At 61.3% G+C, this 14,912-nt stretch carries 11 protein-coding genes; 2 read left to right on the top strand and 9 right to left on the bottom strand.

Annotation, left to right across the window (positions count from 1 at the left end):
- Positions 1-35: 35 nt before the first annotated feature.
- The 3 genes from M9921_14435 to M9921_14425 all read right to left on the bottom strand — a co-directional run bounded on the left by M9921_14435 (position 36) and on the right by M9921_14425 (position 2,612).
- A complete protein-coding gene (locus tag M9921_14435; protein ID MCO5298042.1) occupies positions 36-1,244 on the bottom strand; it encodes an XRE family transcriptional regulator in 1,209 nt (402 codons plus the stop codon).
- A gap of 61 nt (positions 1,245-1,305) precedes the next feature.
- The gene (locus M9921_14430; GenBank protein ID MCO5298041.1) at positions 1,306-1,494 is read right to left on the bottom strand and encodes a hypothetical protein; all 189 of its coding nucleotides are present in this window, start codon (positions 1,492-1,494) and stop codon (positions 1,306-1,308) included.
- A 32-nt stretch (positions 1,495-1,526) separates the two neighbouring features.
- The gene (locus tag M9921_14425) at positions 1,527-2,612 is read right to left on the bottom strand and encodes a hypothetical protein (GenBank protein ID MCO5298040.1); all 1,086 of its coding nucleotides are present in this window, start codon (positions 2,610-2,612) and stop codon (positions 1,527-1,529) included.
- 177 nt (positions 2,613-2,789) lie between these two features.
- Between M9921_14425 and M9921_14420 the strand changes: the two genes are divergently transcribed.
- Positions 2,790-6,185: a TM0106 family RecB-like putative nuclease gene (locus M9921_14420; protein MCO5298039.1), complete on the top strand. Its 3,396-nt coding sequence runs from the start codon at positions 2,790-2,792 to the stop codon at positions 6,183-6,185.
- 25 nt (positions 6,186-6,210) lie between these two features.
- Here the strand turns inward: M9921_14420 and M9921_14415 are convergent, their stop codons facing one another.
- Entirely contained in the window at positions 6,211-8,046 is a 1,836-nt protein-coding gene (locus M9921_14415; protein MCO5298038.1) for an ankyrin repeat domain-containing protein, read from the bottom strand.
- Positions 8,047-8,120: 74 nt separating this feature from the next.
- Here M9921_14415 and M9921_14410 point away from each other — a divergent pair, with 74 nt between their 5' ends.
- Positions 8,121-8,597: a hypothetical protein gene (locus M9921_14410; GenBank protein ID MCO5298037.1), complete on the top strand. Its 477-nt coding sequence runs from the start codon at positions 8,121-8,123 to the stop codon at positions 8,595-8,597.
- A 135-nt stretch (positions 8,598-8,732) separates the two neighbouring features.
- Here M9921_14410 and M9921_14405 read toward each other — a convergent pair whose 3' ends face one another.
- From M9921_14405 to M9921_14385, 5 genes are all read right to left on the bottom strand, one after another.
- Positions 8,733-9,455, bottom strand: a complete 723-nt coding sequence (locus tag M9921_14405) for a nucleotidyl transferase AbiEii/AbiGii toxin family protein (GenBank protein MCO5298036.1) — start codon at positions 9,453-9,455, stop codon at positions 8,733-8,735.
- Positions 9,452-10,420 carry a type IV toxin-antitoxin system AbiEi family antitoxin gene (locus M9921_14400; protein MCO5298035.1) on the bottom strand — a complete coding sequence of 323 codons (969 nt, stop codon included), beginning with the start codon at positions 10,418-10,420 and terminating at the stop codon, positions 9,452-9,454. The genes M9921_14405 and M9921_14400 overlap by 4 nt, the downstream gene beginning before the upstream one ends.
- A gap of 1,361 nt (positions 10,421-11,781) precedes the next feature.
- Positions 11,782-12,192, bottom strand: coding sequence for a hypothetical protein (locus M9921_14395; protein ID MCO5298034.1), 411 nt, complete (start codon positions 12,190-12,192; stop codon positions 11,782-11,784).
- 706 nt (positions 12,193-12,898) lie between these two features.
- On the bottom strand, positions 12,899-13,126 hold the full coding sequence (locus M9921_14390) for a hypothetical protein (protein MCO5298033.1): 228 nt from the start codon (positions 13,124-13,126) through the stop codon (positions 12,899-12,901).
- A 737-nt stretch (positions 13,127-13,863) separates the two neighbouring features.
- Positions 13,864-14,667, bottom strand: a complete 804-nt coding sequence (locus tag M9921_14385) for a hypothetical protein (protein MCO5298032.1) — start codon at positions 14,665-14,667, stop codon at positions 13,864-13,866.
- Between the last annotated feature and the right edge of the window lie 245 nt (positions 14,668-14,912).

Raw genomic sequence — 14,912 nt, 5'->3', positions numbered from 1 at the left:
GTCGATGCGTCCGCGATGAGAACCGACTCCTCCATTTAGTCGTCGAAGTGCTCCCTCACCCGTTGAAACTCGTCGTCGGGGTCGAGTCCGGCGAGGGCGACAAAATCTCGGAAACGTCCACCTGAGATCGCTTCCCTCCGGTAAGCCTCTCGGGCGAGCCAGCGGACATAAGTGTTGAGGAACGGCTGCTCTTCCCCACGGTCTTCGATGAGGGGTCGGCCTTCTTCCTTTTGGGCGAGGAGAACCTGGAGCTTGTCCCGGTTGACTTTGCCGAGGTCGCTGAGCCGATAGGCGGCGGCTTCGTAGCTGACCTGGAACCAGTCGGCGACGAAAGCGACGTCGTGAAAGGCGATCTCTTGAGAGCCGGGCGCGTTCCGCTTTTCAATCGCCTCACCGAGTTCGGTGGCCGGGTCGAAGAGCCACATGGTCTCGCGGCTCGGCCCGCCCTTGTCGATGCGGTCAAGCAGGTCGATGACTCCGCGCGAAGGCATGAGGAACTCGCTTGCGAAGCTGTTGGCCCGTCGCTCGATCAACTCCTTGGAGTTGCTTGAGCTGCTGACCGACGCGACTCGGGTCTTGCGGTCGGCCAGGACGTGGGCGTATTCGTGGGCATAGGAGAACCTTCGCCTGCTCCGGCTGTGGGTCTGGTTCACGATGACCGCGGCCCCGATGGCCGAGTGGAAGAGGCAGATCCCTGAGACGATGTCCGGCATTTTCGCCGACACGGCCCAGATGCCTTGCATCGAGATCACTTCGGCGACGTCGGGAATCGGGCCATAACCGAGACCAAGCCGCTGTCGCTCCTGCTTGGCTAACTCTTGCCCCTGCTCGTATGCCTCGAAGTTGTTGCGGGGATCCCGGATGCCATAGTCGGGCGGAAGCTGCCTCGGCTCGTCGCCGACCAGCCGCTCGATGGTGCGGGCTTCTTGGAAGATGTTCGAGAACTCGACGAGTTTGCCCCGCAGCCCGGGGGACTCGGCGAGGGCGTCCTGCATTCGGAACAAAGCGGTGAGGGGCTCCTCTTCCTGCGCGTCTTCTTCGAGGAGGATGGAGGAGAGCGAACGGCCATAGAGCCTGGCGAGCCGGACGATCTCCAGCGAATTCACGCTGCGAGAGCCCGCCTCGATCTGGGCGATCGACTCACGGGACAACCCAAGGCCGTCAGCGACTTCTTGCTGAGTGAGGGCGACGCTCTTCCGAGCGTCCTGCAACCGTTGACCTAGCTGTTCTTGAGTGAGTGCCATATCGCGCCTTTACATTGCGGGCTGTTCTTGCCCTCGTTGCAGGACTGTTATTCCATCCTTGTCAATAATAGACGCGGATGTAAAGCAAGAGGTTCCAGGCGACATCTCCGCGGCGGTCGCAGAGTTCTGTCCCCCGGGTGGACTCGCGCGCCGCCATCTGCGCGTCGACTTCGAGCTTGCTCCCGTTCTTGAGGAGTCCGTGATACCGGTCGCCCAGCGCTGTTCCGTAGAACTTTGCCAATCTCTGCAACGAACAGAAACATGCGAGTAAGGAACGATCGCTTACGGCCCAGGTCCTGCAGCAGCTCCCCGCACCTGGCCTAATGCCGCAAGGAGCTTGCCGACCTTTGACGACCACTCGTTGATTGGAAACTGGATGTGCTTGAGCGAACTGTTGGTGACTCGCTCGCCTAAGATTGGTTCAAGCGCCTGTTGTAGGCGCGCGCCCACGAGACGTTCGCCTTCGCTCAGATCCAACCAGCCCATGTGGGTCTCAAGGAGGCCGTTCGAGTACACCGTGAGGAGCGACTTTTGGGCAAGAGTCGGGTCCTTGACGTTGATCGAGCCGTTGTCTTTCCCGCTTCCCCACCCGATCTCGAACCCGAGGTTGACCACCCCGTCGTAGAACTCACGCAAGGCTCTCAAATGCTCTTCGGGCAGCTGAGCCCTTGCATGGTCGAAATAGGCTTCTTCGTCCCATCGCCGCCGAGGTCCGGACGCTCCGACGCTCACCGAGCGCTTCACCATTCTCGCTTGCTCGGTGTATCCGAAGAGGCGTGGCACCACGACCCGGACGGTGCCGTCCGTGAACTGCTGGGCCTCCACGAGGAGCACCTCGGTGAGCTCCATCTGCCCGTTTAGAAACTCCACGGCGCTGCGAAGCTCGTAGGGCGTCTCCTCCATGAAGAACACGAGCCGCAGCCGGCCGCTCCGCAGGTTTTGCTCCACCCGCTCGAAGAACGCGTCCGGCTCCTCGCGATCGGAAGGCGACAGCTTCGACACAGCATCCGCGAGCGTCGACGTGGCGGCCGTCTTCTCGGCAAGCGATTGGAGAAGTCCGGCGGACCAATAATGATGTCCGTTCGCCGCGTACTCGATCATCTGGCCGACCACCTCGCGCCTGGATCGCGTGTCCGCATACCGCTTGCACTCCACGAACGTCGGCACGGCATCTTGGTCGACAAGGAGGAAGTCGACACTCCACCGATCGCCGCCTCCCGACGGGTCGGGCACCGGCATTTCCCGCTGGATGCAGAGCCACCTCCGCGGATCCTCGGGACTGATTTGGTCGCCGGGCAAGAGGTCAAGGTTCTGTTCAAGGAGCTGCTGGAGCTCCAGGTCCTCGTTGGCGCAACGCACTCGCGCCATGGATGAGGTCGCTCCATTCGATCCGACGACGTAGACCTGAGACACTTCCGGTTCTCCCGTGCCCCCCGCGCGGGAGCCTCCTTCAGTATGGTCCCGCGCAATGATGGCCGCCCCGCGGCGAGGAACGCTCCCCCCCTCCCGCCGGCGACATCCACACTCACCCGGTAACATCGTCCCATGCAGCAGAGTCCCGATGGCCTTCGGTTCTCCGCCTCGGATCTCGCGAACCATCTGGGCTGCCGGCATCTCACGCAGCTCAATCTCAAGGCGGCCCGCGGGGAAATCAGAGCGCCCATGTGGCGAGACGCCAACCTCGAGGCGCTGCAACAGCGGGGGTTCCAACACGAAGAGGCGTATCTTCGGCACCTTCGCGACACCTTGGGCGCGGAGCATGTGAGACTCAGCCCCGACCTGGACTCGAAAACGGCGGTCGAGCGCACCGTCGAGCTCATGCGCTCGGGCGTCGCCGTGATCGTGCAGGCCAGCCTCGCCACCCACCCCTGGCACGGGCGCGCGGACATCCTGCTGCGGACCGACACGCCCAGCGAGCTGGGCGACTGGTCGTACGAGGTCATCGACACGAAACTCGCCCGCGAGACGCGCGCCGAGACGATCCTCCAGCTCTGCGTTTACTCCGAGCTGGTGGGCGCGATCCAAGGGCTCTTGCCCAAACGAACGGGCGTCGTCACGCCCCTGTCGATGGAGCCCGTCTGGTACCGCACGAGCGATGCTATGGCCTACTACCGGCAGACCAAGAACTCCCTGCTCGCGGCGGTCGCCTCCGAGCCGGCCGAGGAGACCCAGCCCGAGCCGGTCGCGCACTGCGAGATCTGCCGCTGGTGGTCCGAGTGCGACCGAGTGTGGCGCCGCGACGACCACCTGTCCCTCGTGGCCGGCATCAGCCGAGCGCAACGACGCGAACTCACCGAACGCAACGTCGCCACCGTAACCGCCTTGGCGGGGCTCCCGCTTCCCATCCCCTTCAAGCCAGCGCGAGGTGCCGTCGCCTCCTATGAGCGCATTCGAGAGCAGGCGCGCATCCAGGTGGAGAGCCGCGGCCTGGACACGCCGCTCTACCAGCTCCGCACCCAAGAGCCCGGGCTGGGGCTGGCTCGACTGCCAGAACCGAGCCCGGGCGACGTGTTCCTGGACCTCGAGGGCGATCCCTTCGCGGGATTGCGCGGCCTCAAGTACCTGTTCGGCGTTTCGTTCAAGAACGCCGACGGGAACCCCGCCTACGAAGGGCGATGGGCCTTCACGGAATCCGAGGAGAAGGCGGCGTTCGAGTGGCTCGTGGCGTTGGTCGAGGGGCGCAGGCGCAGCCACCCCGATCTGCACATCTTCCACTTCGCGCCGTACGAACCCGCCGCCCTCAAGCGGCTCATGGGCGCGTACGCGACGTGCGAGGACACCATCGACGACTGGCTGCGCAGCCACCTTTTCGTCGATCTCCACCGGGTCGTGCGCGAGAGCATGATCGCCGGCGTCGAGCGCTACTCGATCAAGGACCTGGAGACCGTGTTCGGCTTCGATCGCCAGGTGCCCCTCGAGGAGGCGCGGTTCGCCCGCGCGGATCTGGAACGAGCCATCGAGCTGGGCGAACTGGAGGCCGTCGCCCCATCGACGCGCGAAACCGTGCTGGGCTACAACCGCGACGACTGCGATTCGACGCTCGTCTTGCGCGATTGGCTCGAAAGGGTCCGCGCGGGTCAGATCGAGAAGGGACAGGAGATCCCCCGCCCGGTGGTCGAGGAGGTCGAAACTCCAGAACTCGACGAGCGAAGGGTGCGCGTCCAGACCTTGATCGAGGCTCTCACGGAAGGCACTCCCGTCGAGGAGAAGGAGCGCACGGCAGAGCAGCAGGCCAAATGGCTCCTCGCGCACAGCCTCGACTACTACTGGCGGGAAAGCAAGGTCGAGTTTTGGGAGCGCTACCGCCTCAAGGACCTGGGCTACGACGAGTACGCAGACGAGCGATGCGCTCTGGCCGACCTCGAGTTCGTGGGCGAGGTGGGCGGTACGGCCAAGGCGCCCATCCACCGCTACCGCTTCCCTGTCCAGGAGTGCCAACTGCGGGACGAAGACCTCTACGACCCTGACGATCGACGCATGGGAAAGTTGGAATCCCTCGACGCGGCCGAACGCACGATCGACATCAAGAAGACCGGGAAGTCGAAGCACCTTCACCCGATCGGCGTGTACGGACTGCGCACGTTCTTCGATACCAAGGTCTTCGAGAACGCCCTCGAGCGGCTCGCCCAGTGGGTCGTCGAGCACGGAATCGAGGGCCCAGGCCCATGCCAAGCCGTTCGCGAGCTCCTCCTGCGCCGGCCCCCCCGCCTCACGGACGGAGTGTTCGAATTCTCCCCGGACCGGATCGAAGATCTTCTCGCCGAGGCCAAGGCGGTCTGCCGACAACTCGACAACACGGTGTTGCCGATCCAAGGCCCTCCGGGCACGGGCAAGACCTACCTGGGCGCGCGCCTCATCGTCGATCTCGTTTCCCAGGGCAAGAAGGTGGGGGTCACGGCCAACAGCCACCCGGTGATCCGAAAGCTGCTCAACGAGGTGCTCTCTGCCGGCCGCGCTTCGGGCACAACGGTGAAGGTGGCTCGCAAGGGCGACGAGGAGGACCCCGGGATCGAGGTGTGCTCGGGCAACGACCAGGCCCTGGCGGCGATCCAAGGCGAGGCCGACGTCCTTGGCGGAACGAAGTTCCTTTGGGCACGCGAGGAGTTCGCCGAAGCGGTGGACGTGCTGGTGGTGGACGAAACCAGCCAACTCGCTCTGCCGGATGTCCTGGCGATCGGGCACTCGGCCAAGAGTCTCTTGCTCATCGGAGACCCCCAGCAGCTCGAGCGACCTCAAAAGGGCACCCACCCTCCCGGCGTCGGCGTCTCGCCCCTGGACCACCTGCTCGAAGAGCGTGCCACGATTCCAGAAGACCGCGGCATCTTCCTCCCCAAGACCCATCGGCTCCACCCCTCGATCGCCGCGTTCACGTCCGAGGCGTTCTACGATTCGCGCCTTGGGGCCGAGCCAACGCTGGCTGTCCAAAGGCTGGACGACTGCAGCGAGTTCACGGGCGCCGGCCCGCATTTCGTGCCGGTTCCCCACACCGGCAATCAATCGTCATCGGAAGAGGAGGTGGACTGCATCGCCCGGTTGGTGCGCCGGCTCGTCTCGGGAGGCACCTGGACCGACAAGGGCGGCCGCACGCATCGCATCGGCCTGCAAGACATCCTCATCATCGCTCCCTACAACGCGCAAGTCGGCGCCATTCGAACCGCGATCCCCGGGGCACGGGTGGGAACGGTCGACAAGTTCCAGGGCCAAGAGGCTCCGGTCGCGATCTATTCGATGACCACCTCGACGCCAGAGGACGCGCCGCGCGGCTTGGGCTTCCTCTACAGCCTCAACCGGCTGAACGTGGCCACCTCGCGGGCGAAGTGCGCGGTGGTCGTTGTGGCCTGCCCGAGCCTGTTGGAGGTCGATTGCCGCAGCCCGCAACAGGTGCGGCTCGTGAACGCGCTTTGTCGGTACGTCGAGATGGCCGCAGCGGGTAACAGGTAGGCGCCGGGCCTCCTCTTTCCGAACTTCAAGAAGTCGCTGGTCGACGTTGCCAGCGACCGGTCTCCAGATCCAGGGCAAAGACCTCCTCGAGGTCTCGGTGTTCCTCGCCCTTGGATGAAGTCACGATCGCCTGCCCTCCGCGAATGACAAGGGCGTTCTCGACGAGCTCGGCCCGATGGCCGTAGACGCGCGGAGGGACGTCGCCGCTGGTCTCCACTCGATGGATCGAATAATCCATGGTGTCGAGGCGGTAGACGGGGATCCGACCATTGCGCTGGTCCGGGTAGCCAAGGCCGCCCACGATCCAGATGGAGTCCCCCACGAGGGTCGCCGTGTGAGAGTCTGTCGGTTCGAAGACTTCGTACGGATATCCGAAGATTTGGACCTCGCCTCCCGGGTGGATAACCACGACGTCGTTGTAGATGCAGAAGTCCGGATCGTAGTAATCCTCATGTTCGCCCGCGATCAGAATGGTCCGCCCATCCGGCAGCAGCGTGAACGACCGGCCAAACCGATCGAAGCACCACACTTGCGGAGGGCGCCTGTTCCAGGAGATCCCGCACGCGACCTTTGCAGGGTCGTCAAAACGGCTCCGCGCCTCGTACGCGTTGCAACCGGCTCGGATCATCGCGAGACGGTAGGGCTGGCTCAGATCCTCCGGATTCGCCCGCCCCTCTCGCTGGTGTCGCGCCTCCATGTACTGGGCCTTGGTGACACCCGCCAAAAACGCCGGCTCGACCTCCGGAAGGCCGACGAGCCTCCGAATTGCTTCTTTGTCAAGATTGGTAAGTTCGGCTCCAGCTCGAATCAACAGGAGTGCCGTTTGGCTGTCCTTGGCATGGCTGAGAATGGAGTCTCCGCAACCGTCCGAGGATAGGTCCGCTCCACGTTCGACCAAGAGGCGAACAAGATCGTGGTTCCCGCTCTCCGCCGCGCATGCCAGAGCCGACTGACCCATCTCATTCGGTTCATCGACGGGGCAACCGGCATCCAGCATCCGCTGGACGAGAGACGTCGAGCCGCCCAGGATCGCGCAAACGAGCGAGGAGGGTCCCCTGTCCCCCTGCTTCGCGGGGGAGGCTCCCACCGCCAACAGAGCATCGACGATCCCTTCGTCGCCCCGCATCAACGCAATCTGAAGCGCCGTGTGATCCGTTGACGCGACCGCATTCAAATCGGCATCCTTTCCGAGTTCCTCTTGAACGTCCCTCAACGTTCCGATGGCCGCGGCTCGGATCAGCGGGGTCCAAGCAATCGGGGCCTGATCTGCGCCGAACGCCACGAGTCGTGCGAGCAACCGAAAGCGTTGATTGCGCAGCGCGACGACCACCGGCGTTTCGCCAAAGCTCGACCGGACGTCCGGCGAGACTCCGAGCTCCAGCAGGTATTCGACGACGTCCGTTTCATCCCGACGGACATATACGGCATCGAGAATGGCGTTGTACCCAGCCTCGCGCGTGTATCGAAGATCGGCACCGTGCTCGGAGAACAGTCGAACGATCGCCATATCTCCAGTCCGAAGCGCCATCGGCAAAACGGGCTCGGTGAAGGGACCTGTTGGAAGGGAGAAGGACTTGGGAAACTCGATTCCATGCTCGCCGAGGAGCTCGTCGAAGCCATCTACGAATCCCGCTACGTCAGGAATATCGAAGACCCGCGCGTACCCAACATCTGCGCCGGCATCGAGAAGCGCCTTCACGATACGCGCATCGGGATCGTCGCAGTCGAGGGCGTGGAAAAGCGGCGCCGTGCCCCAGCTGTCTTGCTCGTTCACGAGCGAGCGAGCATCCGGGTGGGTCCGGAGGAGCCGTTCAAGCCCCTCCAGGTCCTTCAACCGCACGAGATCATGGATTTCCGCCAACCAACCATCCTACGCCACCCAACGCGACGAGGTGCCCGGCCGGCTCGATCGGGGAGTTCGAGGGGGAGTTCGCGGTGGGAGTCGGCAACGCGGCCCACGCGAAGCACCGGTTCGAGGCGGGCATGGTGGTCGCCGGCGTCGCCTCGCCCGTCGAGGACCCGGCGATGGAGGCCGCGCAGTACTACAAGGCCAGCGGCATCCGAGTGCACGCTCCGGCGACCGGCGAGCCGTGCCCACCCCCGTGGCAAGGGTGCCCGCCACCCCTGGAGGTGTACCGCGCGCGCGGCCCGAGGCGGTTGGACACGAAGACCTACCGCGCCAAATGCCGCGGATGCCTCTGGGGCTGCGACATGCCGGTGGAGATCACCGTGGACCAGTGGAACCCCAAACGGCTGCAGCATCGGCGGGAGACGTTCTGCTACGGCCCCAAGTCATGCCCGATCTACCGTGCGGGTCCGATCCGCAAGGTCCCAGGCAGGAAAGGGATGGTATGGGAAGAAGCCGAGTGGGTGGACGAGATGAACACCGAGCACCGCGATTGGGACGAGTAGGAGACATGCGCTCCCAGATGAGCGCGATGAAAGCTCCGCCAATTCGCTCATGGGCCGCGACCCTCTGCAAGAAGGGCGAGCAGCCGTTGGACCCGCTCGAAGGCTTCTCGTCTCATGAGAGCTCCGTTCTCGTCGTCATTGGCCCCGCGGGGCGTAGGCGACGGGGCCGACGGCATCCGTCGAACCGAACGAAACACCCAGCGACTCGACGGCAGAGGCGATGATCGCGTGAGGCAGTTTCTCGCGGAATACCTGGGCGATCGCCCCGACGCCTCCGTCGTAGTTTCGAAGACAGTACACGATGTCGTAGGCGTCCTTCGGCTTCTTGCGCTCCTCGCGCCGCTCGAGGGCAAAGGCCTTCATCGACAGAAAGGAAGGGATGGACGCCACGCTGATCGTCCGATTCGGGGTGTCTGGAATCGAGACGACGAGGGGACCCTCGAGTGCAACCTCCATCCCGCTGATGATGCTCAAATGAACGTCTTCGGTGCCGATGCGGCGCAGGCCTCCAGGTGGTGGATTCCCTCCCCCAAGAAGCTCAACCATGACGGGATAGATTTCGCCGTCGAGATCGATCCCTTTGGTGTAACGAAACGGTTTCCCTGGATCCTGTTGGAACAAGCGCCGCTCCAGAATCTCGTGAAGGGTGAACACATCGTCCCCACCTGGCTGATCGAAGGCCAACACCAAATCGATGTCGACGGTCCCCTCGTGAGGCTCGACGTGCTGTGGGATCAGAAGATACGGGACAAAGCCACCGGCGACAACGGCGCCGGGGTAGGTCTCAAGAATCTCCGCAATCTCAGCCAGGGCGATCCTCGCAGCCTTGACCGAACCCGAGGAAACATCGTCCCTCATCTCCACCTCGGCTCGATGGCTGATGCCAACAGGTGCTCGGCCGCATCTTGGCCACGGCCCGGCAGTTGCAGGAGGTCGAGGTAGACAAGCACCGGCGAGACGCAACGCGCATGAGCGGCTTCCTCCACGTGCGGGATCGGTGCACCGGTCACGTAGACCGTGACGTTTGAGGCCCCGTCCCCGCTCTTCAGATCAAGTGCGTTCGAGAGCTGCTCGTCCCAACCGGGGACATAGAACGCCACTCTCTGATAGCGGGTGTAAGGGGCGTACCGGTCGGCTGCGGAAAACTCCGTAAAGGCGTAGTCGGGGACCGTGGATGCGATCCGCTCCTCAAGGACAGCCGGAGCGTCGAGCGTGAACAGGTGGACGGTGCTCCGCTTGGGCTTGTAGTGGTTCGACCAGTCCGCCAGGAGCTTTCTTGGCTCGGTCAGGACGGTGTGACCGTAGCTTGCACGGATCCAACGGTTCGTTGCAAGGAGTTTCTTCACGCTCGCAACCTGCCCCAGGCTGACTCCCGACGCCATTGCCAGGTCCTCCGTGGTCCAGGGTCGTTTGGGGTCGATAAGCAACGCGTGCACGACCCTTGAAGACTTCGGACTATAGAGCGACGCGGTGCCGCGACCTTTCCGGAAGGGATTTGGCAGTCCTTGCACGTGAATGAAGGCCTCGTCGATGTGCAGCTCGCAGTTCCCCGCGAGGTCCGCCCAGGACAATCCGAGTTCACGGCAGGACTCGGCTGCCTGGGGGGACACGTAGGGTGCGACGAGCACAGGAATGAGCCGGCCGTTCCCAAGCTGTTCGATTGCTCGATGCATGCGGTAGGCGATCGCGTGAAGTTCGTTGGGCCAGGCTCGAGATTTGGCTTGGCACACGAGCGTTCGTTCGCCTGCGCCTGTGTTGACGCGCGCCTCGAAGTCCCACTCGCGATTGTGAGACTCGACGATCTCGACGCCTGCATTGGGCATGCGGGACAGGATCTTTCGGATAATGTCCCGCTTTTGCCGCTCTGGATTTGCTGGAGGAGGATGCATTTGAATCATTTTCAGCACGTGCTGAAATATAGTATATCACTGAAAGTTGTGCCTGTGGGAGGAGGGAGGTGGGAATCTCTGGAGAGGCCGGGTCGCAGAACGCCGACCATGCTCTACGGGTGAGTCAGAGGCCCGTGGCGGCTGCCAAGAGTGCTCGGAGCGCGAAGAAGGTGATCGCACGAAGACAGAGTCACCAAACATCTGCGGTAACAGTGGTGGGCCCTGTTAGACGCGATTAGAACCCTCCTCCTGGCCCAGCCGGAGTGTTTGCATTCAAATGCAAGGGCTTGATGGATAGAATCGATCTTGCCGGGTTCCAAATCCGAAAGTGTGTCTGGGCTGTGGGATCAATGGGGACAGCCGATCAATTGGGCATGGGAGCTATATTGGATGCTGCAATTGACTTTTGGTGAGTACAACCGGGGGTTTACCCTCCGGAAGGGGGCTCAGTACAAAGTTTCAACTAGATTCGGGACACCGCCGAGTATTCCGTACATCATCATGGCTGCCGGGATTGGTCTTCCTTGCGATCGACTCTAGGACAGGCCCGTCCTTCCCGTCGACCAGGTACGGCTTTGCCTTGGGGAGCAAGTCAGGAAGAAGCTTCCTGTTCAATTCGAAGAGGGTGACCGGATTTGGCGTCCCGCTCGTCGCCTTGACAATGATGCCTTTGCATAACACTTCCGCGGCGACCCGGACTTTGTTAGCGCACGTAGAAAAGAATGACGCATCAGATGTTTCTCCGTGGCTATCAATATATTTGAGCAATTCACCGAGCTTGGAGTCCGTGTCCTCAATAATCGCACCCGATTTCTTCGGCTTAGTTACCTTATAGCACTTCGGACTATGGGCAGCGTAGCGTGTTCGAATGTCCTCCCACAAGTCGAGATCATGCGTTATATTCATAGCCTGGTTCCATCGGCCACAACGGATCCACAGCCATCCACCTACCATCCTCAGGGTCCTCGACTCTGGCCCGCATGTAGATGCCGCCGTCCGCCTGTTCTCTGCATCAGAGGGTGCCGACGCATTTCTACTTTGTGGGCGTACTGCCTGTGCGGGTCCGCGCATCCCCGTACGGCCAATAACTGAAGGCGTCGGTCTTGGTTGGATCCGCTGTAGAGTGCTACGGTGCTGCCAAGGGCGTCCGAGGAGTAGAACTGGCGCACGCCGTCCCTCTTTTCAGCAATGATATGCCCGTTGATGACCGTGTAACGAACCGTTGCCATCAGCTCTTCTCCATGATCGTGTCATCTCCGTCCCAGATGACCGTGGTCAACGAACCCCGACCTGTCTCATCTCGACTTAGGCAATACAGTGACAACGTCGGCTTTGAACAACGAGTTGAACATGACCGTCTCAGTGTAGGTCCCGGTTTCGCGCTCAACGAGAACCGTAACGGTTGCGGGAAGGCCCAGCGGGCCGACGAATACTTCAACGACTTCAAAGCCCACGATAGGGCCGGCGTTAGTCACCGAGGCTTTAAGCGAGGCCACTACAGATGGAGTCGCCAACTTCTGCCTAACCAAGGCATCGTACTTGCCATCCTGAGCATAACTGTAGATAGTGTTCGTGACCGGTCCCGAAGCAGTTATCATGACTCGCCTCGCTCCGCTGTAGGTCCCCAGTGCAAATCCTCCAACAAACAGGAGGACACCAAGGACAAGTGTCATGAGAAGGCAAGAGATCTTGTTGATTACGCTCATCGTTCCTATGCAAAGCGATGGTCGAGTACAGGTAGAGTTGCGCTACCATACCCGCCATTGCCTGTGAGAAGGGATATGAACAACCACGTCAGTATGGTTGAGGCAGCATGTGGCTAGTGTCCATGGTCTTGCTGCCAAATTCAAACCACGGTAACTCCCCAAGCAGCTCAAACATGCAATCTACCACATCTACCTTCGATCGGTAGCATGTGCCAAAGGGTATAGAGTAGAGTGGGGGGGGGCTGACCGTAGTTTCTCAATGCAAGGGCACGCGGCCACAGCTATTCTGCAACTCGTGCTCACTGTCCGGCAGCGAATAGGAAATCCCTCGGAGGCATCGTCCCGGCACTGGCGCTCCTCATCGGAGCCACCCCTGCCCCATGCGCACGTTCGACCGGTTGGCGTAACCGCACAAACAAACTGATGTGTCACGACGAATGGGTCCCAAATGTATCTGTCATCGTCTGCATACCCGTAACTCGAGCAAACCCTGACAACGCAGTCGCTTGGGTAGACTCCCTTAGGCTTCATAGCGACATATATCAGCGATGTACTCTTGGCCCCTGACGGATCAGCAATGGAAGCAGGGCTATTTAGCGCATATGAGTACGCCGACTCGACCAGCCACAACGGATCCACGGTCATCCACCTTCCATCCTCAGGGTCCTCAACCCTTGCCCTCATGTAGATGCCGCCATCGGCTTGTTCACGGCATCCCAAGGTTCCCAACGAACTTGTACTTGGTCGGAGTCGAGCCGCTGCTGGTCCTGGTCTCGCCATACGGCCAGTAGGTGAAGGAGTCGGTCTTGGTCAGACCGCTGTAGAGCGCCACGGTGCTGCCCAGGGCGTCCGATGAGTAGAACTTGCGCGTTCCCGAGCGCTTCTCGGCCACGATCTGGCCGTTGATATTCGTGTAACGAACGCTCATCGCCATCTCAGACTTCTCCCAACATGTCGTCGCCGTCCCAGATCAAGGTGACCAGGGGACTTCCCTGGTTCGTGTTCGGTTCTCCTGAGACCATCGCCAGCATAAGTGTAGCTCGCCAAGGTCTGGGAACCCGGGTCCGGATGAATCGCCACGACCTTCAAGCGGTTGGCGGGATCGCAGGTGTCGAGAACGGCTGGACTGAACATCGCAACAATCGCTACGAAACAAGTATAGCGCCCCGGCCGATTCATGTTCGGTCCGTCTCAGGCCATCGCCGTCGTATCTGTAGGTGAACTTGGTAGCCCCTTGAACCATCGTTACCAACCGGTCGACCTCGTTGTAGCTGTAGGACCGCGGACTCGATCCCTCCTGGTTCTTGACAACGAACTCATAGTGTATTGCGAAGCGGCCGAATTTCCGCAATCAAAGTTTTCGAATAGCAATGTGAAGTGCGGCATAGAAGCCAGTCAACGCGAAGGACGCCGAGACAACCAAAACGGTTGTCCAAACGAAGTCCCTCCAAACCGGCAGGCGAGGAAACCGAGTCCTTCCATCTCTTAGCTTGGCCAGCGAATGCCCGTATAAAATCCAACTGAATATTGAAGTCACAGCGGATAATACAGCAGTTGTATCTTGGGCATAGGAAGGAACTGACACAACTCTCTGCGCTACATTTGGCATAGCCACGGTCATCAGGACGACGACTATCAAGAGAGCCAACCATCCCAAGAAACCATTGAGATTCACCGGTTTGTCCAAGGGTCGAAATCCTTCGGAGGGCACTCGGGGTGCGGGACATGACGCAGCAGACGCGTGAACCCGGACCTCAGACACTCAGACAGGAACGGTTGGTCGGGGAACTGTTTGTAGCAATGTCCAAAAATCGCCTTGCATATCTCCTTGTATTTTGGCTGGCGGCACACATAGTTGGCTGAGCACATTAGATGGTCCACCGCATAGGCAAGCCCGCAAGCACTCTTTTCAAATTCCGCCTGCAGCTCGCAAACGGCAATGTAACCAAGGCCGATGCCAGCACTAAGCCCAAAACCTAACGCAGAAGTTCCGACGGTGAGCCCGATCGCTATGGCCAGGTTTGCGCCTGACGCGGAGTTGAGAGCGCATTCCAAATAGCGTCTATACGCTCTTTCGCAACAGTCAGTCATAATCTCGTCTGGTCTTGTTCCGCTTGCGTCCACGTATGAAGAGGGCGACATCCAAGCATAACCATACGCTGACTCCACAGGCCACAACGGATCCACGGTCATCCACCTGCCATTCTCCGGCTCCTCGACTCTGGCCCTCATGTAGATGCCGCCATCGGCTTGTTCGCGGCATCCCAGCGTCCCAACGAACTTGTACTTGGTCGGAGTCGAGCCGCTGCTGGTCCTGGTCTCACCATACGGCCAGTAGGTGAAGGAGTCGGTCTTGGTCAGACCGCTGTAGAGCGAAACCGTGCTGCCCAGGGCGTCCGATGAGTAGATCTTGCGCGTCCCCGAGCGCTTCTCGGCCACGATCTGGCCGTTGATATTCGTGTAGCGAACACTCATCGCCATCTCAGAGTATCTCTCCCAACATGTCCTCGCCGTCCCAGATCAAGGTGACCAGGGGACTTCCCTGGTTCGTGCTCGGTTCTCCTGAGACCATCGCCAGCATAAGTGTAGCTCGCCAACGTCTGGGAACCCGAATCCGGATGAATGGCTACCACCTTCAAGCGGTTGGCGGGGTCGTAGGTGTCGAGAACGGCTGGACTGAACATCGCAACAATCGCTACGAAGAAGTATACGCCGGGTTA

Source organism: Fimbriimonadaceae bacterium (assembly GCA_023957775.1).
In the GTDB taxonomy this organism is placed as follows: domain Bacteria; phylum Armatimonadota; class Fimbriimonadia; order Fimbriimonadales; family Fimbriimonadaceae; genus JAMLGR01.
The sequence above is the reverse complement of the archived record's forward strand: the minus strand, read 5'-3'. Positions and strand labels throughout refer to the sequence as shown.